Source organism: Bacillus sp. Root920 (assembly GCF_001429445.1).
GTDB classification, from domain to species: domain Bacteria; phylum Bacillota; class Bacilli; order Bacillales; family Bacillaceae; genus Bacillus; species Bacillus safensis.
The window spans coordinates 435036-458836 of record NZ_LMJV01000007.1; the positions used below are offsets into that span (position 1 = coordinate 435036).

Sequence of the window (23801 nt, forward strand, 5' to 3'; positions counted from 1 at the left end):
CGTGTCCTGACACCTACTCGCTTTATTTTTTCGCTATAATGCTGACCCAATCTTCCATTGACAGCACTTCAACAATGTCAAAACCTGCTTCTTCTAATGCTGTTTTGACCTGTAATTTCTTTTGTCCAATGATGCCTGATGTAATGAAATAGCCATCTTTCTTCAATAGGTCATAGGCTTGATCTGTAAAGCGCAAAATCACTTCTGCCAGAATGTTGGCGACAATCACATCACGCTCACCTGAAATTCCATCAAGCAAATTGTTTTGTTTGACCGTCACTTGGTCACTTACACCATTTAGTTTGATGTTTTGCTTCGCACTTTCTACCGCAACGGTGTCGAGATCAAAGGCTTGAATGTCCTTTGCACCAAGCATTGCTGCTGCCACACTTAAAATTCCAGAGCCTGTTCCAACATCAATCACCGTATCGTTTTCCTTCACGTAGCGCTCAAGCGCCTGAATGCAAAGGACGGTTGTTGGATGCGTACCTGTTCCAAATGCCATTCCAGGATCCATTTCAATAATCAGTTCATCAGAATGAACCGGTGTATATTCTTCCCACGTTGGAACGATGGTGAATTTTTCAGAGATTTTCACAGGATGATAGTATTTCTTCCAGGCGGTGGCCCATTCTTCTTCATTTACTTCACAAATTGACAGTGTATTGCGTCCAAGGTCAATATCGTATAGAAGAAGATTGTTGATGGCTTCTTTGATCTCATCTACCGTTTCCATCAAAAAGCTGTTCATTGGAAGATAGGCTTTCACAATGACACCTTCATCCGGATAGTCATTCGGATCGAGCTGGTAGATCTCACCGTATACATTTTCACGTTCCTTGACTAAATCAAGCGGGTCCTCAATCACGACACCACTTGCACCTGCTTCATGCAAAATATTGGTGATCGGTTCCACCGCTTCATTTGTTGTATGGACGCTAATTTCTGACCACTTCAATACTACCAACTCCTTATCCGTCTTACTCGCCTTTAAATGCGCGTTTTACCTTATCGAAAAAGCTCATTTCTTGTTCGTCTGGTTTATTTCCGCTCACTTCAGCAAATTTTCTAATGATATCTTTTTGATTGTCTGTTAAATTTGTCGGTGTGACAACACGTACAACGATATGCTGATCGCCTTGGCCGTAGCCGCGTACATTTTTCACGCCTTTTCCTTTGAGTCTAAACTTCGTGCCAGTTTGAGTGCCAGCAGGAACTTTTAATTTTACTTTTCCGTGTAATGTCGGCACTTCAATTTCGTCACCTAGTGCAGCTTGGGCAAAGGTGAGCGGCATCTCGCAGTAAATGTCATCTCCATCACGTTCGAAGAATTCATGCGCACGCACATGGAACACAACGAATAGATCGCCTGGAGGTCCTCCATTTACACCTGGTTCACCTTGGCCAGACACTCTGAGCTGCTGGCCATCATCAACACCTGCAGGAATCGTCACGTTAATTTTCTTACGCTTACGCACTTTGCCAGAGCCGCCGCATGTTGAACATTTATGGTCAATTTGTTTCCCTGTTCCGCTGCAGTAGTTACATACTCTGCGGTTGACCACTTTACCAAACGGAGTGGATTGCTCAACATTTAATTGACCAGAACCGCCGCAATGTGAACAGGTTTTTGCCTGCGTACCAGGCTTTGCACCTGATCCATGACATGTTTCACAAGTTTCTTCACGAGGGATTTCAATGGTTGCTTCTTTTCCAAATGCCGCTTCTTCAAACGAAAGCGTCATTGTATATTGCAGGTCCGCTCCTTGGCGCGGTGCATTTGGATCTCTTCTTCTGGCCCCGCCGCCAAAAATACTAGAGAAGATGTCATCAAAGCCGCCGAAGCCGCCAAAGTCTCCTCCTCCGCCAAAACCGCCGCCGCCAAAGCCTTGGTTCGGATCGGTATGACCGAACTGGTCATAATGCGAACGTTTTTGATCATCAGAAAGGGTTTCATAGGCTTCTTTTACTTCTTTGAATTTCTCATCTGAGCCAGCTTCTTTATTAATATCAGGGTGATACTTTTTTGAAAGCTTGCGGTATGCCTTTTTGATTTCGTCCTTTGAGGCGCTCTTACTTACGCCAAGCACTTCATAGTAATCACGCTTACTCATCTCTTCACACTCCCGATTTTCTCACATAAATACGATTGTATCATTTTGATTTAACCTTTTTCAATTCCTTTCATCGTTGAAAAGAAAAAAAGTCAAAGCCAAGAGATCCTGACTTTGACTTTCTGACGAGTACGTTTCAGCAGTCTTTTTCAAAAGTAAAGGTGATTATTTTTTCTCTTGATCGTCGTTTACTTCTTCGTATTCTGCATCCACTACATTGTCATCTGCTTTTTGAGCACCTTCAGCGCCTTCTTGCTGAGCTTGTGCTTGTTTTGCAGCTTCTTCATAGAGCTTTGTCGTTAATTCTTGAACGATTGTTTGCAGCTCATCTTTTTTCGCTTTGATGTCTTCAAACTCGCCTTTTTCGATCGCAGCTTTTAGCGCATCTTTCGCGTCATTTGCTTTTTTCACTTGCTCTTCATCGATTTTGCCTTCTAGATCTTTTAATGTTTTTTCAGTTGTAAACACTAATTGATCTGCTTCGTTGCGCACTTCGATTTCTTCTTTTTTCTTCGCATCTGCTTCAGCATTTTCTTCTGCTTCTTTTACCATTTTTTCGATCTCATCATCAGAAAGACCTGAAGAAGATTTGATTGTGATGTTTTGCTCTTTGCCTGTACCCATATCTTTCGCACGTACGTTGACAATACCGTTTTTATCGATATCAAAAGATACTTCGATTTGCGGTACGCCGCGTGGTGCTGGCGGGATATCAGTCAATTGGAAGCGGCCTAATGTTTTGTTATCTGCAGCCATTGGGCGCTCACCTTGCAGGACATGGATATCTACAGCTGTTTGGTTGTCAGCAGCTGTTGAGAATACTTGAGATTTACTTGTTGGAATTGTTGTATTGCGTTCAATCAGCTTCGTGAATACGCCGCCCATTGTTTCAATTCCTAAAGAAAGTGGTGTTACGTCAAGAAGAACAACGTCTTTGACATCCCCTGTGATCACTCCACCTTGGATCGCTGCACCAAGTGCAACTACTTCATCAGGGTTTACACCTTTATGAGGCTCTTTGCCTGTTTCTTTTTTGATTGCTTCTTGTACTGCAGGAATACGAGTTGATCCACCAACAAGGATGACTTTATCAATCTCGCTAGCAGATAAACCAGCATCTTTCAGTGCTTGACGTACAGGTGTCATTGTACGCTCTACAAGATCTGCAGAAAGCTCTTCGAATTTAGCACGTGTTAACGTTAATTCAAGGTGAAGAGGTCCTGCTTCTCCAGCTGTGATAAATGGCAGTGAGATTTGTGTAGAAGATACACCAGAAAGATCTTTTTTCGCTTTTTCAGCAGCATCTTTTAAACGCTGAAGCGCCATTTTATCTTTAGAAAGGTCAATGCCATTTTCTTTTTTGAATTCAGCCACTAGGTGATCAATGATAACTTGGTCAAAATCGTCTCCACCTAGACGGTTGTCCCCAGCAGTTGAGCGCACTTCAAAGACGCCGTCTCCAAGCTCAAGGATCGATACGTCAAATGTACCGCCGCCAAGGTCGTATACAAGAATCGTTTGATCTTCTTCTGTTTTATCTAAACCATACGCAAGTGCAGCTGCTGTTGGTTCGTTGATGATACGTTCTACTTCAAGACCAGCAATTTTCCCAGCATCTTTCGTTGCTTGACGTTCTGCATCGTTGAAGTAAGCAGGAACTGTGATAACAGCTTTTGTTACTTCTTCGCCAAGATAGCCTTCAGCGTAAGATTTAAGGTGCTGAAGAATAATCGCAGAGATTTCCTGCGGTGTATAGTTCTTGCCTTCAACTTCTACTTTATAATCAGTACCCATATGTCTTTTAACAGACATGATCGTGTTCGGGTTTGTAATTGATTGACGTTTTGCTACTTCACCCACTTGGCGCTCTCCGTTTTTAAAAGCGACAACAGATGGTGTTGTACGTGCTCCTTCAGCGTTAGCAATGACTTTTGGCTCGCCGCCTTCAAGTACTGCAACACATGAGTTTGTTGTTCCTAAGTCAATCCCAATGATTTTACTCATATTCGATGACCTCCCATTATGTAGTTATTGATTTACTTTTACCATTGATGGACGAATAACTCGGTCTTTGAGTTTATAGCCCTTTTGCAATTCTTCTACAACGATATTTGAATCGTAGTTTTCATCTTCAACTTGCATGACGGCTTGATGAAGGTTTGGATCGAACTCTTTGCCGACAGCTTCAATTGGTTCAACGCCTTCATTTTTCAACGCTTCTACCAGCTGGCGGTAAACCATTTGCATTCCTTCTAACAAACTTTTCGTCTGCTCATTGTCTGGATCAATTCCAAGCGCTCTTTCAAAGTTATCAAGAGCTGGGAGAAGATCACTGACAACATGTTGAGAACGATATTTTTGCACGGTCTCCACTTCAGTTCGAGCACGGCGTTTATAGTTTTCAAAATCTGCTTGAACACGCAGAATTTTGTTTTCTTTTTCATCAAGAAGCTGCTGCAATTCATCGATTTTTTCTTGGAAGGCAGACTGTTCATCATTTGTTACTTCCTCAGTATCTGCTTGAACTGCTTCTTCTTGTGCTTCAACCTCTGCTTCTTGCTCAGGTGTCTGTTTTTCTTCTGACATTGTGTTCACCTCCCTCAAAAGATTCAAAAATACGAAGGGGCTGTGCCCCTATCTTTTATCACCCTACTCATCATACAAATTGGAAAGTGCGTTTGACAAGTCTTTTGATACATGATGCAAGAGACTGACAACCCTGCCATAATCCATACGGGTTGGACCAATGACGGCAATGGAGCCGAGTGATTTTTGATCAATCGAATAAGTAGCTGTGATTAAGCTGCAGTTCTCCATCGCTTCCAAATTGTTTTCTGAACCGATTTTAATAGTGATTCCTTGCTGATTTGGATGAAACAGCTGCATGACATCATTCTTTTGCTCAATAAGCATCATGAGTGAACGGATGCGGTCAATGTCATGAAACTCCGGCTGATTCAACATATTAATCTTCCCGCCAAAGAAAAGTTTTGATTCATTTTGAGTCGATGTAAATGTATTGCCGAGCGCATCTAAAATATGATCATAATCTTTTAAATGCGTACGAAGAAGCATCACAACTTCTTTATACATTCTGTCCTTCAGCTGATCCATCGGGACTCCGGCTAGGCGGCTGTTTAAAATATTCATCAGCTTCTCAATATCGGAGACATCGAGATGCTCAGAGAAGGTAATGGTTTTGTTTTCAACATGTCCGCTGTCTGTAATCATAATCGCCACTGCTTTGTTTGGCTGAACAGGGACAAGCTGAATTTGCTTTAATCGATTTTCACTTAGCTTCGGACCAAGCACAATCGATGTATAGTTTGTGAGATCTGATAAAATTTCCGCCGATTTTTGAACTGTCTTTTCCAGCTCAAAAATTTTCTCCTGAAAGGCCGACTGGATGAGTACTAGCTCTTTAGACGACAGTTTTCGCGGAGAGAGCAAATGATCTACATAATAACGATATCCTTTTTCGGAAGGAATTCTTCCTGATGAAGAATGGGTCTTTTCAATAAAACCAAGTTCCTCCAAATCAGCCATTTCGTTTCTAATCGTCGCAGAGCTGAATGTAATGTCTTCTTTTTTAGAAAGAGTCCTTGATCCAACTGGCTGCGCCGAACGAATAAAGTCATTAATGATGACTTGCAGAATCAAAAGCTGACGATTTGTTAACATCATCATCACCCCTGTTAGCACTCTCTTTCAACGAGTGCTAATTGTATAAACAAAATTACCAAACTCAAATTAAAATGTCAATTATAACTCACCGAGAAACGCTTGAAATACTTCATTGCCTAACAATTTCCCTTTTCTTGTTAAACGTATCCCCTTGTCATCTTTTACAATGAGGCCTTTTTCTTCTAAATCTTCAAGAACAGTGGAAAAAAGTGCTTCTGGTGCAGCACCATATTTCGCTTGGAAATCAGCGCTTTTCACCCCTTCGATTTTTCGAAGACCTAAAAACATTTCTTCTTCTATTTGCTCTGCTTTTGTGACCTGATGTGTTTCCTTATACGGGAACCCTGTTTGGTCAATCAGCTCCAAATAATGTTTCACCGGCCCTGCGTTCACATTTCGGATGCCATCTACATACCCGTGTGCGCCTGCACCAAAACCGAAGTAATCTTCATTGCTCCAATAGGTCAGGTTATGCTGGCTTTCAAAGCCAGGTTTGGCGTAATTGCTAATTTCGTACTGCTTTAATCCATGGCGCTCCATTTCATCCATCACAAGCTCATACATTTCAGCCTCACGTTCTTGCGGCGGTAAATGAAGTTTTCCTTTTTGCATTAAGTTATAAAAAACGGTTTTCGGCTCGACAATGAGTGAGTAAACCGAATAATGCTCTGCCCCCAGCGAGAAAGCCGTCTCAAGTGAATTCATCACATGATGCTTTTCTTGATGCGGCAAGCCAAACATAAGATCGAGGCTAATATTGTCAAATCCAACCGCTCTAGCTCGCTCAAAGGATGTAAGGACATCCTTCTTTTGATGAACTCGTCCAATTTTCTTGAGCAAATCGTCTTCAAAAGTTTGAACGCCAAAACTCAGACGATTCACGCCGGCTGCTTTAAGCACATGCAGTTTCTCAAGCGATAATTCATCTGGGTTTGCTTCTACTGCAAATTCAATCAGATTTTTTGTCGGCTTTAATACGCTGTGAATGCTGTTCATGAGCTTATCTAGCTGACTGACAGTCAGTGATGTCGGGGTTCCCCCGCCAATAAAAATTGTCTTTAGTTCCTGCTCGCCTTTTTGCTCGATCGTGTGCTGCATCTCTTTCTCAAGAGCCGCTAAGTATTCGTCGACTGGCTGCGTTTTGATGAAAAATTTATTGAAATCACAATAGTGGCAAATATGCTCACAAAATGGAATGTGAATGTATGCTGCTTTCATTAGATGACACCTTCTTTACAGGTAAAGAGCCGCAGTTTATCGCTGCGGCGTCTTTGTTTGTTATCGACTATAAACGTCAAGGCAGACATTGTAAAGCAGGTAGCCTTGAGGATGTTATTTTTTTGGTGTGCTGTCGTCCATCTTCAGCACAGCCATAAATGCTTCTTGCGGGACTTCAACAGAGCCCACTTGCTTCATGCGCTTTTTCCCTTCTTTTTGCTTCTCAAGAAGCTTTCTTTTCCGGGAAATGTCTCCACCATAACATTTAGCAAGTACGTTTTTACGCATCGCTTTAATGGTGGAACGAGCAACGATTTTTTGACCGATCGCTGCTTGAACCGGCACTTCAAAGTGCTGGCGTGGAATCAATTCTTTTAGCTTTTCTACGATGATCTTGCCTCGTTCATATGCATAATCGCGGTGAACAATAAAGGAAAGGGCATCGATTTTTTCGCCATTCAGCATAATATCCATCTTCACCAGCGTCGAAGGACGATAGCCAATCAGCTCATAATCAAAGGACGCATAGCCTTTTGTGTTGGACTTTAGCTGATCAAAGAATTCGTATACGATCTCTGCCAAAGGAATTTCGTACACAATGCTCACGCGGTTCGCATCAAGATACTGCATATCAATGAAATTCCCGCGCTTTCCTTGGCAAAGCTCCATCACAGAGCCTACATAGTCATTCGGCACCATCATTGTTGCTTTTACATACGGTTCTTCAATTCGCTCAATCTTTTGCGGATCAGGCAGATTGGACGGGTTATCTACGACAATTTTTTCTCCATCTGTCATATATACATCATAAATAACACTTGGCGCTGTCGTAATCAGATCAATTTTAAATTCACGTTCAATCCGTTCCTGAATGATTTCCATATGAAGCATTCCAAGGAAGCCGCAGCGGAAACCGAAGCCAAGTGCTTGGGATGTCTCTGCCTCATATTGAAGTGAAGAATCATTTAATTCAAGCTTTTCTAACGCTTCACGTAAGTCGTTGTATTTCGCTGTATCAATTGGATAAAGTCCGCAGTATACCATTGGGTTTAGCTTTCTGTATCCTGGAAGTGCTTCTTTCGCAGGGTTTTCCGCGCTTGTAATCGTATCCCCTACACGTGTATCACCGACATTTTTAATCGCAGCGGTTAAGTAGCCAACATCTCCAACGGTGAGTTCGTCTGTTGGCATGGCTTTTGGTGTGAAAACGCCAACTTCAAGTACTTCAAATTCTTTCCCCGTCGCCATCATTTTAATTTTCTGACCCGGTCTGACGGTTCCTTCGACAATTCGTATGTACGCAATAACGCCGCGATACGCATCGTAAAGAGAATCAAAAATAAGGGCTTGAAGTGGTGCTTCTGGATCTCCAGCGGGAGCCGGCACCTTTTCAACGATTTGTTCTAAAATATCCTCGATTCCAATACCCGCCTTAGCAGAGGTGAGAACAGCTTCAGACGCATCCAACCCGATGACATCTTCAATTTCTTCTCTTACACGCTCAGGCTCTGCACTTGGCAGATCGATTTTGTTGATAATCGGAAGAATTTCTAAGTTGTTATCAAGAGCTAAATAAACGTTCGCAAGTGTCTGTGCTTCAATTCCTTGTGCTGCATCTACTACAAGAATCGCACCCTCACAGGCAGCTAGGCTTCGAGATACCTCATAGGTGAAGTCGACATGCCCTGGTGTATCAATCAGGTGCATGATATATTCTTCCCCATCCTTCGCCTTATAATTCAGCTGGACAGAGTTTAATTTAATCGTTATGCCGCGTTCACGCTCTAAATCCATGGAATCAAGCAATTGTTCTTTCATTTCCCGTTGAGTAATCGCCGCTGTTTTTTCCAAAATACGGTCCGCCAATGTGGATTTCCCATGGTCAATATGGGCGATAATGGAGAAATTTCGAATTCTTGATTGCCGCTCTAATCGTTTTTCTTTATCTGTCACAATCTATCACTCCTACTATAAAACGCGGGTTGCGCTAGGTTAGATTATATCAATAGGGCTGTAAAGATTCAATCGAAATCAAGAAAAGCCGCTTATCGGTCAGCGGCTTTGATCAAAAGGGTGATATCTCATGAAATTCGTTTATTTCCCATTCACCCAATCATAAAGAGAACGGGCTGCATGTGTCATGCCATCAGACAGGGCTTTTCCTGCCTTGGAAAAGGCATTAAAGCCCTCTATTTCCTCCAGCTGTTTTTGTTTTTCGGCAAGATCCTTTTCTGTAACAGCCGTTCCTAAGATAGAAGCTTCCTTCTCTTCATTGTCGTTTATTTGAATGGAGAAAGCTCCTTTTAATTGCGGATCATGGTAGCCCTTCATTTGCAGCATGCCATTATTCGCTTGCTGCATTCCTAAAAAGACACCAAACAGCAAGACCAATCCTAAAATAATGGTTTTTCCAATAAATGAGCCCATCCCCGTCACCACCTTAAGAGCGTTTTTTCTCATCCTTTGCTTTGCCGTCCACCTTTTCCGCGTCCCAGAAAATGTCGCTGAATACATCAGCTGCCGCATTGGATGCATTTCTTAATTCTTCCATATTATTATCTACTCCGCCAAATTCTAAAAGAAGGGCTTTGTCGGATAAATCTTGATTATAGATTCCATTATCGCCAATTTCTCCTTTGGCAAACACACCGACACTAAGACCTTTATATTTTTTCTCCATCAAATGGTGGAACTCTGTCGCAAGCTTTAAGTTTTTCTCATAGCTTTGATTCTTCTTCCCAACAACAAACGCAATTCTCGCATATTTCTTCCCTTTGATTTCGACAGTCGTATCTTTCTTTCTTCTTGAGTCCCGGTGAATATCAATTAAATAATCGAGGTCATCATTTTTCGCTAAGGCTTCTTTCACGACCAATCTTGATTCATTGTAAGACTGCGGATATTTTAATCCTTTTTTCACCAGTCTTTTTTCAATTTCCGTTTTGTCGACTGTATTACCGATTCCTTGCTGATCAAGCGCCTTTCCAAACATGTCGCCGACAAGGGTGACATTCACTTTTGAGTGCCGTGCATTATTTGGATTCGTTTCTCCTTTTAAAAATGGTAAATATGATTCCGTATTATGTGTGTGGTAAATGTACACAGCTTTTCGTTTTCCTGTTGACCGGTCCGGTTCTTTGGCAGGCTTTTTCGGCGTATCATCATCGAGCTTGTCCAGCTCAGCCAAATTTGCTTCTTTTTCATCTTGGATCACTTCACTAGGCGGCGGCGATTCCATCGGCATATTGGTATAGTCTGTTCCTTCACCCGCTAAGATGATTTTTGTATCAAAATGTTCAAAGCCTGGGAGCTCTCTTCCTAGGAAACTGCGCGGGTCTTCTAAATTAATACTGGTTGCAAGCTTCAGTGACAGCCCAGAGAAATGAAATCCTTTTTGATCTTCTGGAACTGCTGAGGCGAAATATTGGTTTTCCATGCCCATTAATGTGGCAAAAAATGCGCCAGAGAGCTCATCTGCTACACCATATAACGAGGCTTGCGGCCTCAGCTCGGGTTTTAAAGAGGTCAAAGCCCCTGACATCACAAATACCACAACAAGAGAGGCAATAAATAAGAAGATGCTTTTTACTACTTTCGTTCCATTAATCGCAACGACCAACTGTCGAGGACGGCGGGGTCTTTTTTTCATGATTTACTCCCTCCAGCACGCTTTCTAGTAATTACACTATGAGCGAGCTAGAGAAAGTAGAACCGATTAATGATTATATGAACCCATATTATCTTGAGTGATTTTTTGATGAAGCGCTGTGTTTAATCCGTTGGCAAGTACGTTTGCCATATCATCAATGAATGTATCGACTTCCTTAGGCGTGACCATTAAATTTTGCCCCAGGGGCGCAAGCACTTCGTGGATCAGCTGCCTTTTTTCTTCTTCAGGAAGGGTTCCTACGATACCTAAGAATGACTGACGCGTTTCTTCATCTGGCAAGTCTTCTTCGTTAAGTACTTTTTTCTTCCCGAATGTCAAACCAGCCGGCACAAGAGAGCGGGATGGTCTATCATCTTTTAGTTCTCTACCAAAATGCTTTAAGACATAATCAATTGTGTCACTAGCAATCGTTACTGCATCCACCACTGTCGGAACGCCAATCGCAATCACTGGAATGCCCAATGTTTCTTTGCTTAATTCTTTTCGCTTATTCCCTACACCAGAGCCGGGATGGATACCTGTATCAGAAATTTGAATGGTTGTATTCACTCGTTCTACTGCTCGAGCAGCAAGGGCATCGACCGCAATGACAAAATCAGGCTTAGACCGCTCGATCACGCCTTGGATAATGTCACTTGTTTCAATACCGGTCAGTCCCATCACCCCTGGAGACAAAGAGGAAACCGGGCGATAGCCTTCCTGAACATTTTCCGGCTGCAATTCAAAGAGATGGCGGGTTACAAGCAGGTTTTCAACTGTGAGAGGACCTAATGCATCTGGCGTAACATTCCAGTTTCCCAGCCCCACTACAAGGCAGCTTGCATCAGCCTGAATGCCTCGGTCTTTTAAAAACTGAGCAAAATGATGGGCAAAGACTTCAACGACTTTTTCTTGCATCTCAGAGTCTTTCTCCCGAATGCCTTGTGCCTCAAACGTCAAGTATGTCCCTGCCTTTTTGCCGGTCAGCTCCTCCCCTTCTTTCGTGATTTCCACAGTACGTATGCGGATGCCTTGCTCTTCTTTTTCCTTTTCGACAATCCCTTGGATCCCGTCCTTTTTGACGACATTCGGATCGTTCTCTTGTTCTAGTATCTCTTTTGTTTCAACAGCGAGGTCTGTCCGGATTTGATAAACGCTTAAATCGAGTTTCTGTTTCTCCATAAAAAGACTCCTTCCACCAAGTAATTAACAGTAGTCTTTCCATCTCTTGAAAGAAACATTCGAGCACGTCATCAATGAAAAATACTTTACATTTATATTGCATTCTAAAGGTGTGTTTGATAGAATACAATTTGTTCTATTGTGAAGATTTAACCTTAAGACAATTGTGTTTAGGTTGTATCTTAGGAGGTGAAACACATGCCAAATATTAAATCAGCGATCAAACGTACAAAAACGAATAACGAACGCCGTGCACATAACGTAACAATCAAGTCTGCGATGCGTACTGCGATTAAACAAGTTGAAGTTTCTGTAGCTAACAACGATGCTGAGCAAGCAAAAGCTGCTCTTGCTTCTGCTGCAAAACGCATTGACAAAGCCGTTAAAACTGGTCTTGTACACAAAAACGCAGCTGCGCGTTACAAATCAAGACTTGCTAAACAAGTAAACGGACTTTCTGCATAATGCTTGCAACGCCTCAGTGATGGGGCACCTGTTTAACTGTACGTCCGTCCTGACCGGCCGAGCCTTAAGGACAGACTGGCAATTATACATCTAAACAAAAACGACCCTCTTTTTAGAAGGTCGTTTTTTTATATTCAAGCGCCTAACAAACGAAGCAGGAACAATTCTAACAGCAGCTGCTTGTCCTTTTTACCCGTTTTCATTTCGTAATCAATCGTTGAAAGCTCTTTGACGATCTGCTTGAGCTCTTCTTCTGAAAACAGTCTTGCCTGATCCATCGCAAGTTTGACCCGGAATGGATGGACTTTTAGATTTGAAGCAATTTGTTTTTGTCCATAGCCTTGCTGAGCGAAGTACTTCGTCTGCAAAATCAATCGAAATTGAGTTGAAATGAGTGCTAATATTTTAATGGGTTCCTCATTTTGCTTCAGCAGGTCATAAAACATCTGCATGGCCTCAGAGCGGCGTCTGTTTACAATTTGATTAATCAGCTCGAAAATATTTTGCTCTAAGCTTCTTGCAACGAGCTGATTGACATCCGCTAACTCAATTTCTTCCCGCTCTCCAATATATGTACTTAGCTTCCGAACCTCTTGGAATAGAGAGGAGAGACTCCCGCCGCATAGCATCACAAGCTGCTCAGCCGCTTCAGATGTAATCGCCTTTCCTTCTGTCTTCACCAGTGTGATGGTGAAATCAGTTGTTTCTTTTGGGTTTAACTCTTTCGCCTCAACGACAGCAGCTTTCTTTTTTAGCAATTTGGTGATTTTTTTACGCTCATCCAGCTTTTCATATGGTGCCAATAACACGAGAATGGTATAGGGCGCTGGCTTTTCTAAATAAGCTTCTAATACAGAAAGCTCATGCTCAATCTTTTCCTTTTTCTTTTCAGCTGTAAGAAAATAAGGATTCTTGATCACGACGAGACGTCTTTCTCCCATAAACGGAAATGTTTCTGCATCCGTTACAGCCTGTTCAAGCGGTACTTCTTCCATATCGAAGACGGAGTAATTAAAATCCTTCGTTTCTTCGTCTACTACAGCTTGTCTCAATTTAGCAGCGGTTTCTTGCAGTAAATATGTTTCTTTCCCATATAAGCAATAAACGGGATGGATATCCCCTCGTTTTAAATTGTTCCATACATCAAAGACCATCAATTGAATCCCTCTCTTTCACTTCCTCCTCTATCCTAAAGTGTGTGAAGACATTAGTAAAGAGGAAGCTGAAAGTGCCGCCTCCTCATTTATAGTAAACGTCCGGCGCAAGCTCCCGGGTCAGCCTGCTGTCAGACGATATTCATAAAATGATCATAAAATGGAAAACGGTTACTTTACCTTCTAGCAATTCCAAATGAGTTCAAGTATACTAAAATTAGCCAGGAGGGATGAAAATGAATGAATTTGAAAAAAATGTTCAAAGCAAGCGGAATGATGTGACCGACTCAGCCGTTGGTTTTATCGTCACATTCGGATTTTTCGCCTCAATGTTTATTTTGGCAACCATTATACACCTCGTTGGATCTTAACTTCATGAAGGTTACATGACTGCCGTTTTGGCAGTTTTTTTATTGAGTTTGTAAGATATCATATGGAGGGTGTGTGTAAAACGTTCCTTCCTCATTGAGAAATTCATATGTCACGCTCCCGTTGATATCTGTACGATACACCTTCATTTGCTGGTCCTTTAATTTCTTCAAAACTTCCTGATGTGGATGCTGATAACGATTGCGTTCACCTGCTGAAATGAGTGCATGTGAGGGCTTGAGATGCTGAAGCCATTCTTCGCTTGTTGACCCTTTACTCCCGTGATGTCCAACCTTTAAGATATCTGCCCGCAGATGAGGAAAGGCTTCTATAATGTCTCGCTCCCCTTCTTGTTCAAGATCTCCAGTGAGCATAAACCGCTTCCCGCCTAGAGTAAATGTCAAAACGAGTGAATCATTATTCTTAGTTGTTACCCGATCACGCGAAGGATGAAGGACCTTAAATATTTGCTCTCCAATCTGAAGCTGATCTCCTCTCTCTAATTCATCAATCATGATCCCTTGATCAGCTGCTTCTTTTAACAGCTCCGCATCCTCTGGACTCCGTGCAAAGCCTTTTGGAATAGCCAGCCGCTTTACTTTATTTCGTTTGATTAAACGAGCTGCTTCTCCCATATGGTCTTGATCCGCATGTGTAAGAATAAGAACATCAAGTTTTGCTATACCTTTAGAATGCAGAAATGGGATCAGCGTTTGATCACCGATCGAAGACACTTTACGCCTTTTTTTCCACGATTCTTCTTCAAAAGAAAGTCTGCCTCCTGTATCCACAAGCAAGTGCCCCTTTCGATAGGGCAGCTGAATAAACAAACTATCCCCCTGTCCTACATCCAGCATCATCACTTCCCCTTTTTCGAAAAAATTCGGGGTGAAATAGTGTGCACTCAAGACACCAATAAGAAAAAGGATCGGCAGTGCATAGGATTTCACAGAAGTTTTGCACTCCATCACAAATAACAGAACAATTAACGCGCTCACCTCAAGAAGGATATGCCACCAAGCAGACTTCATAAAAATCAAGTTGAATTCATCAAAAACAGCCATATAGGCTGATAATTGATGACTAAGCTGAATCACCGAATCAAGCAGCTGAAACAATGTTTGTCCAAGCGGAAGATAAATGGTAGTGAGAATAAAAAAGAGTAAGGATAGCGGCATAACGACCGTCGTATATAAAGGAACAAATATCATGTTCAAAGGTACGCTCAGTAAAGAGAATTGGTGAAAATGATATAAAAGAACAGGAAGTGAAGCAAGCTGTGCAATAAAGGAAATCAGGAATAATTGCATGACTGAACTTTTTGCTTTTGATAAAATCCTAGTCGATAACAAAATAAAAAACGTGACCGCGAATGAAAGCTGAAATCCGATATCAAATAAATAAAGAGGATGAATTGCTAATAAGAGTAAAAACGTTGCACTTAATACCACAGCAGAAGGCTGTTTCATTTCTTTTGGCAGACTAGTCATCACTAAATAGATTCCTGCCATGAGGCAAGCTCTTAAAACAGATGGTGCAGCACCTGTCAAACAAGCATAAATAGGAAGAAAGCATAATAGAAGAATACGTGCTGTCTCTCTTGTCACGCCCGCACGAAGGAGACACCAAAATAAACATGCAAGAAGCGTTTGTACATGCAATCCTGAGATCGCTAGTAAATGAATAATGCCAAGCATTTGATAATCTCTTAATGTGTCAGGGTCTATCAACTCACGATCGCCAAAAATAAGTGCCTGTACAATGCCAACAGAGTGTTTAGGCACATGATCTTCTAAAAATTTCAACCCCTTTTGCCTTATCACTTGAAGATAATAGGAAGAACTATCTTTTTTTGTACAGTTTTTGATCGACTGTGGCAGAAAAATGGCGTCAATGCCTTTTGATTTTAAAAATTGATCGTATTGAAACCCGTTAGGAATGGTTGCGTGCTTTGCTGGACGAACATCACCTGTCATGTGACAGCTCATACCAGGTTCTACCTCTTTTAATGCCTCTTTTTCACGCTCTGTTTGAATTGTATAAAAAGTGGCTAGTTGTTCATGGTCTGTTGAAACAGTCGCTGAAAAACGATTGCCATCTGTTTTCGGAATACTTTCAATCACAACGGAACCAGATAGGAATTTTTCTAGCACGGGTTGATCCGTTTCAAGAGACTCATGAATCATAAAAATGAGTATATAGACAGCACCGCATAGGCTGACCATTAAAAAGAGCTGAGGCATTTTTTTCAGTAGGCTGAGAAGTAATATGATGAGAAGAAAGAGAAGGAAATACATATGAAGATGATATGCAGCCAGAGCAATTCCAACAGCTGCTGAAATTGCCCCAAACGGCAAATATTTAAACATAGGAAGTAAATAATTGATTCGCCTTCTCATGCATATCGCGAATTTCTGTTTCGCTAAGTCCTGATTCACTCAGCTTCCCAATTAAATCTGCAACAAAGGCCAATTTTTCTTGATTTTTTAAGTCGATGATCATTTCATCTAATTCAACTTGCTCTGTTTGAACACCCGCCTGCTCGAATAAATCAATCGCATATGGATGATTTTTATAATCCTTTGCATAGTACACTGTTCGTATGCCCGCTTGAATGATGGCTTTACAGCACTGTAAACAAGGAAAATGTGTGACATATATTTCAGCATCAGCTGTAGGTGCACCAAATTTGGCACATTGTAAAATAGCATTCATTTCCGCATGGATGGTGCGAACACAGTGATGATCAATGACATAGCACCCTACATCCGCACAATGAACATCACCGGCAATGGAGCCATTATACCCCCCTGCAATGATGCGCTTGTCCCTTACGATGGTCGCCCCAACAGCTAACCGCTCACAGGTGCTTCGTAAAGCAAGCAAATGGCTTTGTGCCATAAAATATTGATTCCATGAAATTCTTTCCACGAGCTGATCCCTCCAGAATGATGGTTGATATTAAGTGTACATGCCTTTCTTCTCTACCGTCAATTCTACTTCACGGTCAATTGACTTTTCAGCCGTTCAATCGTCTTTTCCCCAAAACCTGAAATATTCCGCAAGTCTTCAATTTGTTGAAATTCTCCGTGTTCCTCTCTATACGAAATGATGGCTTCTGCTTTAGCTGGTCCTATGCCGTTAATGGTTTGCAATTCGGCTGCATCGGCCTGATTGACATTCACACCTTCACTCTTTTCAACGCCCGTTGATGCGTCAGCTGATGCTGTTTGCGTCTCTCTTTCCGCTTCCCCCTGCTTCCGAACATAAATCATCATACTATCCTCTAATTTAGCTGCTTGGTTGATTTCAATCGAGTCTGCTTTGCTGGTAAAGCCTCCTGCCCTTTGAATCGCTTCCTCTACCCGAGCATCAGATTGAAACGTATAAACACCTGGCTTCCTTACAGCTCCTTTGACCTCTACAAAAATCGTCGATGGCTCTTTTTCTGTCTTTTCTTGTTTGTCTTCTAATGTGACTTCTATGTCTTTATTTTCCTTCAATACACTTGGCTCTCTGCTGCCCTCTCCTTTTCCAGTGAAAAAGAAGAAACTGAAGATGATCACGACTATGAGTCCAGCGGCGATATAAAGACTGTATTTTTTTAATGAAATGAGTCGTTTCACTTATTCACGCTTCTTTCAATCATATTTTTCTACTGCTCAACATACTGTTTAGAAGATAACAGATCCTATGCGTCTAAGGAGGGAGAACGTTTGAATATAGGGTTAATCGGTACAGGAAACATGGGTACCATACTTACTGAGGCATTTATTGAATCAAAGGCAGTCAATCCCTCATCGATTACCATTACAAACCGAACCATTGAAAAAGCGTTCAATATAAAAAAGAACCATCCAGAGCTTGAAGTAACGAAACAGCTTTCAGGGGCTGTCACGAATAAAGATTTCATTTTTGTTTGTGTCAAACCACTTGATATTTATCCACTTTTAAAAGAGCTGAGCCCTCTTTTAACGGAGCAGCAAACCATTGTCATCATTACAAGTCCGGTTCATCCTGAACAGCTTCAGGATATCGTTCCTTGTCAAACAGCCAGGCTGATTCCAAGCATTACAAACCGCGCTTTATCAGGCGCATCACTTTTAACTTTTGGTTCATCATGCAATGCCGCGACGAAAACTGCGTTAAGACAGTTAGCTTCGTGCATTTCAACACCAATTGAGATCCATCATTCAATTACTAGAGCGGCTTCCGATATTGTCAGCTGCGGACCTGCTTTTATCAGTTTTCTCGTTCAGAAAATGATTGAAGCAGCCGTAGAAGAAACGGATATTTCTAAAGAAGAAGCCACCACCTTATCAGAGGATATGCTTGTTGGTCTTGGCCGTTTGATTGAAAAAAGAGTCTATACCCTTCCGACACTGCAAGACAAAGTATGTGTGAAAGGCGGCGTCACTGGTGAAGGCATTAAAGCACTTGAAGCAGGTGTGCAAGATATGTTTCACCGTCTCTTTCAAAACACTCATGAAAAATTCGATGAAGATCTAGAAGCAGTTGCGCATCAATATCCGCCAAGTGTGTTCACTGATGATCGCAGAAATTAATCATCTTTGCAACAAGCGAAAAAAGGGTTTTAAAAAACCATCGTTCTATTAAACGATGGTTTTTGGTTTCTTAGCTGAGATGAAATATCTTTCGGCGAATTCACCGGGGGCTTCATTTGTAAAATCAGCAGTCACTTCTATTTGTTCAAAGCCAGCGGACTCAAGGAACGCTGCATATGTTTCAAATGGAAATGTGCGCTGTTCATGTGTCTCATCATAACGCTGATACATGTCTCCGTCTTTTACAAAAAAGCTTAAATCATGTATGACCGAATACATGTCATCCCCTTTATCACTCTGCCAAATATAGCTGATCTCTTCATCCTGATCTGCATAAGTCGAACCTGGGAATACCTCTTCCATTTTATAAGGCGTATGAACATCAAAAAGTAAAACTCCATCTGCCTCTAAAAGCTGAAACATGTTTTTAAAGGTTTTTTTGACGTCATTTTCGTTTTTTAAGTAATTCAAGGAATCACAGCAAATAACGGCTGCCTGGAAGGCTTGCTCAAAGCCCGTAACTTCTCTCATATCTTGATGTAAAAATTGAATCGACTGCTTTTTCGCCTGCGCTTTTTGCTGCGCAAAGGCCAGCATTTCTTCACTGAGGTCAATTCCTGTGACCTTGTGGCCCTTTTCAGCTAACCGAAGAGAAATCTCTCCAGTTCCACAGCCTACATCGATGATGGCAGCATTCGGCTTCATATACTGCTGGATCCACTGAACCCATTCATCATAAGGTGCATGTGTCATGAGCTCGTCATACACACCTGCAAACCCTTGATAAATCATGAGTTAATGCCAAGTGAAAGCGTTTCTCTCGGCGCATCTCCCCATAGCTTTTCTAGATTGTAGTATCCTCTTTCTTCTTTGTGGAACACATGAGCAATGACATCACCTAGGTCAATCAATACCCATCTTGCTTCATCAAAGCCTTCCATCTTTTTCACTTCGATTCCGCTTTCCTCTGCAAGATGTTTTACTTCTCTTGCAATGGCTTGCACTTGTTTATCAGAATTCCCGTGACAAATGAGAAAATAATCTGCAACAAGTGAGATTCCTTGCATATTAAGGGCAATAATATCCTCAGCCCGTTTATCATCGCATGCTCCTGCTGCGACGTTTAAAATTGATGATGAATCCATCCAAAATTCCTCCTTAGTTGTTCTTATGCACAAGCGAGTTGTAAGTAGCAAGCGTATCTGGAAAAACTGGCTGATTCTTTTTCATTAGAAAACTGATGGTGTTTTTTAATGATTGGATCAGTGCACGATCTAGATCATTTTCTGCTAATTCCCTTACTTCTTCGACACCAGGGAAATGACGTCCTGGTTCAATATAATCTGCGACATAAATGACTTTTTCAAGTAAGCTCATGTCTGGTCTGCCGGAAGTATGAAATTCAATAGCTGTTAACACATCTTGATCGTCAATTCCAGCTTCTTTTTTGACCAAATAGGCACCAACCGGGGCGTGCCAAAGCTCGGGCGAATATTCAAGCAATAAAGGGTTCATCTGTTCTTTTTGGATAATCCCCTTCATTTCTTCTTTTGGTCTAAATTTCGCATAATCATGAAAAATAGCGGCGATCTCTGCTTTTTTCACATCTGCACCGAACCGTTCCGCTAATGAAATGGCTGTCTCCATGACTCCGAGTGTATGTGTATATCTATGCTCTGTTAACTGCTCTTTGACACAGTTCAATGCTTCTTCACGATTCATATAAATGATGCTCCTTTATATAACGCTCAACAGCTTTCGGAATCAAATAATCGACAGGGTTCCCCTGCTCTATTCGCTGCCTAATCAATGTCGATGATACATCAAAAGCTGGAACATCTGCAAATAAAAGAGGATATGCCGTACTTCCAACGTAACCCGGCCTTTTCATCCCAATAAAGGTGATCATTTGAAGCAAATCATCGATCCGATGCCATTTTGGCAAATACTCGACCATGTCCGCTCCTATCATAAAAAAGAACTGATCTTCTGGATGACGCTTCTTTAACAGATTCACTGTATCTACCGTATAAGACGGACCCTCCCGCTCCATTTCAATAAGCTCGAGCCGAAAATATGGATTTGATTGAATCGCCGCCTCCACCATTTTTATGCGGTGATGACTATCTGCTCGTTTCCGTCCTGTTTTATGAGGAGGCATATGGTTTGGGATAAACCAAATTTCATCAAGCCCAACTTGAATCCGCACCTCACTTGCCATCAGCAAATGCCCATTATGGGGAGGATCAAACGTACCGCCGAACAACCCTATTTTTTTCATATCGCATCCACCTTTACGGCAGCTTAATTTGTTTATTTTCCTTAGATTCTTTGTAAAGGACAATCACATTTCCGATCGTTTGAACGAGCTCAGCCTTTGCACCTTTTACAAGTGCTTTCGCAACTTCCGTTTTGTCCTCGTCACAATTTTGCAATACGCTGACCTTTAATAGTTCTCTTGCTTCAAGCGCCTCGGAAATTTGCTTGACCATATTGTCATTTACCCCGCCTTTTCCAACTTGAAAAATAGGTGATAAATGATGTGCTTGTGCACGTAAAAAACGTTTTTGCTTACCTTTTAACATGGTGTTCCTCCTAATTTCTCTATGACAATTGACTTCATTTTTCCGGCGTCAGGCGTAATGCCTGTCCACAGTTCAAAGGCTCTTACTGCTTGTCCGACAAACATGCCAACCCCATCCACTGTTTTCAAGCCTAAACCTGCTGCTTCCCTAAGCAGTTTTGTTTCTATTGGATTATACACAATATCACAAACGACCGCTGTTTTTTTTGCGTTCGCTAAAGAAATCGGGGTTTCTTCAACATTCGGATACATGCCGATCGAGGTCGTATGGATGATGACATTATATTCCCCAAGCCGCTCTTCTGCTGCATTTAATGTGATTGCTTGAGATGTGATTTTTCCCTCTGCACTTTCAATTAAAGCTTCAGCTTTTTCAATGGTGCGGTTCGTAATATCAAAGCTCTTCGGTGCATACTGAGCAATTGTCGTATAAATCGCTCTTGCCGCTCCGCCAGCACCAATCAAGAGAAATGACAGCTCTGATAACGGCTGATCCAAGGCTTCAAGCAATGAATGAAGAAAACCTTCTCCATCTGTATTGTACCCAACGAGCTGATCCCCTTCGCGCCGCACCGTATTGACGGCACCGAGCCGTTCAGCTGTCACATCAATTTTGTCAAGGTACTTCATGATTTCTACCTTGTGCGGAACAGTGACGTTAATGCCGCTGATTCCTAACGCCTTCATGCCGCTAATCGCATCTTTCAGGTCATCATTTTCTACTTGAAAGCCATGATAATGTCCATCAATTCCAGCGTCCTTTAGTGCTGCATTATGAATATCCGGAGACATTGAGTGGCCAACAGGGTTACCGATTACTCCGTATAAAGGTTTCAAGGTCTCTCCCCCTTTGAACATTTAAATTAACGAACGTCTCATAAACACATGAACGCCTTTTGGCGCATAAACTTTGATTTGCTTGCCCGCATCATTTGCAGTAACCCAGCCTAAACCTGAAAAGACGATGTCCATTTTTGGCTGATCAATGGTAAAGTTATGCGGAACGAGCGGCGGGAAATCTTCCATTCCCTCTTTTGATGGCGGTGACAGCAGTTCCCCTGCATGTTTTTCATATAAATCATCTGCGTTCTCCAGCTTTGTCCGGTGAATGTTCAGCTCATTTGGCATATAGCAGACAAATGATGTTCTGCCGCCTTTTACATAATCAAATCGAGCCAGTCCACCAAAATAAAGCGTTTGTGCTTCGTTTAATTGGAACGTTCTCGGTTTCAATTCTTTTTTCGGCGTTAAAATCTTTAAGTCATTTTTGCTGACATAGTGCGCCATTTGATGGCGGTTAATGATGCCCGGCGTATCGAATAAAGCAGACCCGTCATCAAGCGGGATTTCAATCGCATCAAGTGTAGTACCTGGATATTGGGATGTAGTAATGACGTTCTCTTCGCCAGATACTTCTTTGATGATTCGATTGATAAATGTTGATTTTCCAACATTCGTACAGCCGACGACATAGACATTTCTTCCCTCGCGGTAATGATCGATCGCTTCCATCACCTCAGGCACACCCTGGCCTCTGCTTGCACTGATCAAGAAAACATCGATAGGGTTTAATCCGTTTTCCTTTGCTTCCCGTTTCATCCAATGAATTAGACGATCTTTTTTCACGGATTTCGGTAAAATATCCACTTTGTTGCCGACAAGTAAAATCGGATTACCGCCGACAATACGGTTCAGCCCATTGATCCAGCTTCCGTTAAAGTCAAAAATATCAACGACCTTCACAATGAGAGAATCTGTCTCTCCAATGCTGTGCAATATATTTAAAAAGTCGTCCTCTGTTAAAGAAACATCTTGAATCTCATTGTAGTTCTTTAACCTAAAACAGCGCTGACAGATCACATCTTCTTTCAATAGAGATGCTGCCGGCGCATATCCTAATTGATCTTTATCTTCCGTCTGAATGGCTACACCGCAGCCAATACAAACAACCTTTTCCATTATTACTCTTCCTCCCACTGAATGTGGCCCTTACGCTTTAAGGCTCCTAAAATTCTGCGTTCAATCTGCCTGTTAAACTTTGTGAAAAATCCGTCCGAGGCAGCAACAGGAACGACCAAAATCGTATGGAAGCCATGACGATTCCCGCCAAGAACATCTGTCATGAGCTGATCCCCAATGACAACCACATCTTCTTTTTTCAACTGCATATCAGCGACTGCCTTATTAAAGGCTCTTCCCATAGGCTTTCTCGCTTTATAAATAAACGGGATATGAACCGGTTCAGAAAAAAGCTTGACCCTTTTTTCATTATTGTTTGATACAATCGTCACTTGTATCCCGTGATCTTTCATTTCTTGAAACCATTCAATTAAGCGCGGTGTCGCACTTGGACGGTCCCATTCTACTAGTGTGTTATCTAGATCGGTAATAATTCCTTTTACATTTCGTTCTTTTAATTTTTGCGGCGAAATGTGGAAAATACTTTTCACAAATTCATCCGGTAAGAAATACTTCTTTAGCACAATTTGCACCCTTTCTTCCATTGGTTTTCAGCGATTGTGTCGAATCAAATCACAATTTGTCTGTCTATCGAATACAATGAAAAAGTTTTCGACATATGATGAGGACCTTCAACAGGTGTGGATAATTTTACACACATTATCCACCTATATTTCATCATGCTTTCATTCAATTATAAACACTCTACCCACAAGTTATCCACTTAACCATGTGGATAACAGAACGATTGTTCTTGTTTCCCATTCATGGTAGATTAAAGGTACTTCAAAGACAGTCGATCAACCTATGATGATATGTCTTTTCCTCAAATTTTATGCCAACTTTTTCAGGGGAGGT

The 23801-nt window shown here is 41.8% G+C and carries 25 protein-coding genes; 3 read left to right on the forward strand and 22 right to left on the reverse strand.

All coding sequences use genetic code 11. The annotated features are described in order from the left end of the window. Window positions 1-22: 22 nt before the first annotated feature. From prmA to gpr, 10 genes are all read right to left on the reverse strand, one after another. Entirely contained in the window at window positions 23-958 is a 936-nt protein-coding gene (gene prmA, locus ASE42_RS13580) for a 50S ribosomal protein L11 methyltransferase (protein WP_056767384.1), read from the reverse strand. A gap of 22 nt (window positions 959-980) precedes the next feature. Further along, window positions 981-2114 (reverse strand): molecular chaperone DnaJ, encoded by a 1134-nt coding sequence (gene dnaJ / locus ASE42_RS13585; RefSeq protein WP_024423033.1) that lies wholly within the window; start codon window positions 2112-2114, stop codon window positions 981-983. 165 nt (window positions 2115-2279) lie between these two features. After that, on the reverse strand, window positions 2280-4118 hold the full coding sequence (dnaK, locus tag ASE42_RS13590) for a molecular chaperone DnaK (protein ID WP_024423034.1): 1839 nt from the start codon (window positions 4116-4118) through the stop codon (window positions 2280-2282). 24 nt (window positions 4119-4142) lie between these two features. Then, entirely contained in the window at window positions 4143-4700 is a 558-nt protein-coding gene (gene grpE / locus ASE42_RS13595) for a nucleotide exchange factor GrpE (RefSeq protein ID WP_024423035.1), read from the reverse strand. A gap of 63 nt (window positions 4701-4763) precedes the next feature. Further along, window positions 4764-5795 (reverse strand): heat-inducible transcriptional repressor HrcA, encoded by a 1032-nt coding sequence (gene hrcA / locus ASE42_RS13600; RefSeq protein WP_003217350.1) that lies wholly within the window; start codon window positions 5793-5795, stop codon window positions 4764-4766. 81 nt (window positions 5796-5876) lie between these two features. Beyond that, complete coding sequence (gene hemW, locus ASE42_RS13605; RefSeq protein ID WP_024423037.1) at window positions 5877-7016, reverse strand: radical SAM family heme chaperone HemW; 1140 nt, start codon at window positions 7014-7016, stop codon at window positions 5877-5879. Between the two features lie 114 nt (window positions 7017-7130). Then, a complete protein-coding gene (gene lepA, locus ASE42_RS13610; RefSeq protein WP_056767387.1) occupies window positions 7131-8969 on the reverse strand; it encodes a translation elongation factor 4 in 1839 nt (612 codons plus the stop codon). 141 nt (window positions 8970-9110) lie between these two features. Continuing rightward, window positions 9111-9443 (reverse strand): YqxA family protein, encoded by a 333-nt coding sequence (locus tag ASE42_RS13615; protein WP_034622832.1) that lies wholly within the window; start codon window positions 9441-9443, stop codon window positions 9111-9113. Window positions 9444-9456: 13 nt separating this feature from the next. Then, the gene (locus ASE42_RS13620; protein ID WP_025092944.1) at window positions 9457-10665 is read right to left on the reverse strand and encodes a stage II sporulation protein P; all 1209 of its coding nucleotides are present in this window, start codon (window positions 10663-10665) and stop codon (window positions 9457-9459) included. A 66-nt stretch (window positions 10666-10731) separates the two neighbouring features. Continuing rightward, window positions 10732-11847 (reverse strand): GPR endopeptidase, encoded by a 1116-nt coding sequence (gpr, locus tag ASE42_RS13625; RefSeq protein ID WP_024423041.1) that lies wholly within the window; start codon window positions 11845-11847, stop codon window positions 10732-10734. Window positions 11848-12045: 198 nt separating this feature from the next. On the opposite strand from gpr, the gene rpsT reads away from it, so the two are divergent. Next, window positions 12046-12312, forward strand: coding sequence for a 30S ribosomal protein S20 (rpsT, locus tag ASE42_RS13630; protein WP_024423042.1), 267 nt, complete (start codon window positions 12046-12048; stop codon window positions 12310-12312). 134 nt (window positions 12313-12446) lie between these two features. On the opposite strand, the gene holA is transcribed toward rpsT, so the two are convergent. Next, window positions 12447-13466 (reverse strand): DNA polymerase III subunit delta, encoded by a 1020-nt coding sequence (gene holA / locus ASE42_RS13635; protein WP_024423043.1) that lies wholly within the window; start codon window positions 13464-13466, stop codon window positions 12447-12449. A 236-nt stretch (window positions 13467-13702) separates the two neighbouring features. Between holA and ASE42_RS18750 the strand changes: the two genes are divergently transcribed. Next, a complete protein-coding gene (locus tag ASE42_RS18750) occupies window positions 13703-13837 on the forward strand; it encodes a YqzM family protein (RefSeq protein WP_012010638.1) in 135 nt (44 codons plus the stop codon). Between the two features lie 39 nt (window positions 13838-13876). Here the strand turns inward: ASE42_RS18750 and ASE42_RS13640 are convergent, their stop codons facing one another. The 3 genes from ASE42_RS13640 to ASE42_RS13650 form a co-directional block, all read right to left on the reverse strand. Continuing rightward, window positions 13877-16204, reverse strand: coding sequence for a DNA internalization-related competence protein ComEC/Rec2 (locus ASE42_RS13640; protein WP_056767390.1), 2328 nt, complete (start codon window positions 16202-16204; stop codon window positions 13877-13879). Further along, entirely contained in the window at window positions 16197-16766 is a 570-nt protein-coding gene (locus ASE42_RS13645; protein WP_024423045.1) for a ComE operon protein 2, read from the reverse strand. The genes ASE42_RS13640 and ASE42_RS13645 overlap by 8 nt, the downstream gene beginning before the upstream one ends. Window positions 16767-16831: 65 nt before the next feature. Next, entirely contained in the window at window positions 16832-17461 is a 630-nt protein-coding gene (locus ASE42_RS13650) for a helix-hairpin-helix domain-containing protein (protein ID WP_056767394.1), read from the reverse strand. Window positions 17462-17551: 90 nt separating this feature from the next. On the opposite strand from ASE42_RS13650, the gene comER reads away from it, so the two are divergent. After that, complete coding sequence (comER, locus tag ASE42_RS13655; RefSeq protein ID WP_024423047.1) at window positions 17552-18400, forward strand: late competence protein ComER; 849 nt, start codon at window positions 17552-17554, stop codon at window positions 18398-18400. Between the two features lie 48 nt (window positions 18401-18448). Here comER and ASE42_RS13660 read toward each other — a convergent pair whose 3' ends face one another. From ASE42_RS13660 to ASE42_RS13695, 8 genes are read right to left on the reverse strand one after another with little or no spacing between them, the layout of a single operon-like run. Next, on the reverse strand, window positions 18449-19192 hold the full coding sequence (locus ASE42_RS13660; RefSeq protein ID WP_041106941.1) for a class I SAM-dependent DNA methyltransferase: 744 nt from the start codon (window positions 19190-19192) through the stop codon (window positions 18449-18451). Further along, a complete protein-coding gene (gene rsfS, locus ASE42_RS13665; RefSeq protein ID WP_003217467.1) occupies window positions 19189-19545 on the reverse strand; it encodes a ribosome silencing factor in 357 nt (118 codons plus the stop codon). The genes ASE42_RS13660 and rsfS overlap by 4 nt, the downstream gene beginning before the upstream one ends. A gap of 13 nt (window positions 19546-19558) precedes the next feature. Further along, the gene (yqeK, locus tag ASE42_RS13670) at window positions 19559-20122 is read right to left on the reverse strand and encodes a bis(5'-nucleosyl)-tetraphosphatase (symmetrical) YqeK (protein ID WP_025092939.1); all 564 of its coding nucleotides are present in this window, start codon (window positions 20120-20122) and stop codon (window positions 19559-19561) included. After that, entirely contained in the window at window positions 20112-20681 is a 570-nt protein-coding gene (locus ASE42_RS13675; protein ID WP_034622820.1) for a nicotinate-nucleotide adenylyltransferase, read from the reverse strand. The genes yqeK and ASE42_RS13675 overlap by 11 nt, the downstream gene beginning before the upstream one ends. A gap of 13 nt (window positions 20682-20694) precedes the next feature. Further along, entirely contained in the window at window positions 20695-20985 is a 291-nt protein-coding gene (yhbY, locus tag ASE42_RS13680) for a ribosome assembly RNA-binding protein YhbY (protein WP_008342507.1), read from the reverse strand. Continuing rightward, window positions 20979-21821 (reverse strand): shikimate dehydrogenase, encoded by an 843-nt coding sequence (aroE, locus tag ASE42_RS13685; RefSeq protein WP_056767398.1) that lies wholly within the window; start codon window positions 21819-21821, stop codon window positions 20979-20981. The genes yhbY and aroE overlap by 7 nt, the downstream gene beginning before the upstream one ends. 21 nt (window positions 21822-21842) lie before the next feature. Next, window positions 21843-22943: a ribosome biogenesis GTPase YqeH gene (gene yqeH, locus ASE42_RS13690; protein ID WP_056767402.1), complete on the reverse strand. Its 1101-nt coding sequence runs from the start codon at window positions 22941-22943 to the stop codon at window positions 21843-21845. A 2-nt stretch (window positions 22944-22945) separates the two neighbouring features. Further along, a complete protein-coding gene (locus ASE42_RS13695) occupies window positions 22946-23467 on the reverse strand; it encodes a YqeG family HAD IIIA-type phosphatase (RefSeq protein WP_008356191.1) in 522 nt (173 codons plus the stop codon). Window positions 23468-23801: the final 334 nt, after the last annotated feature.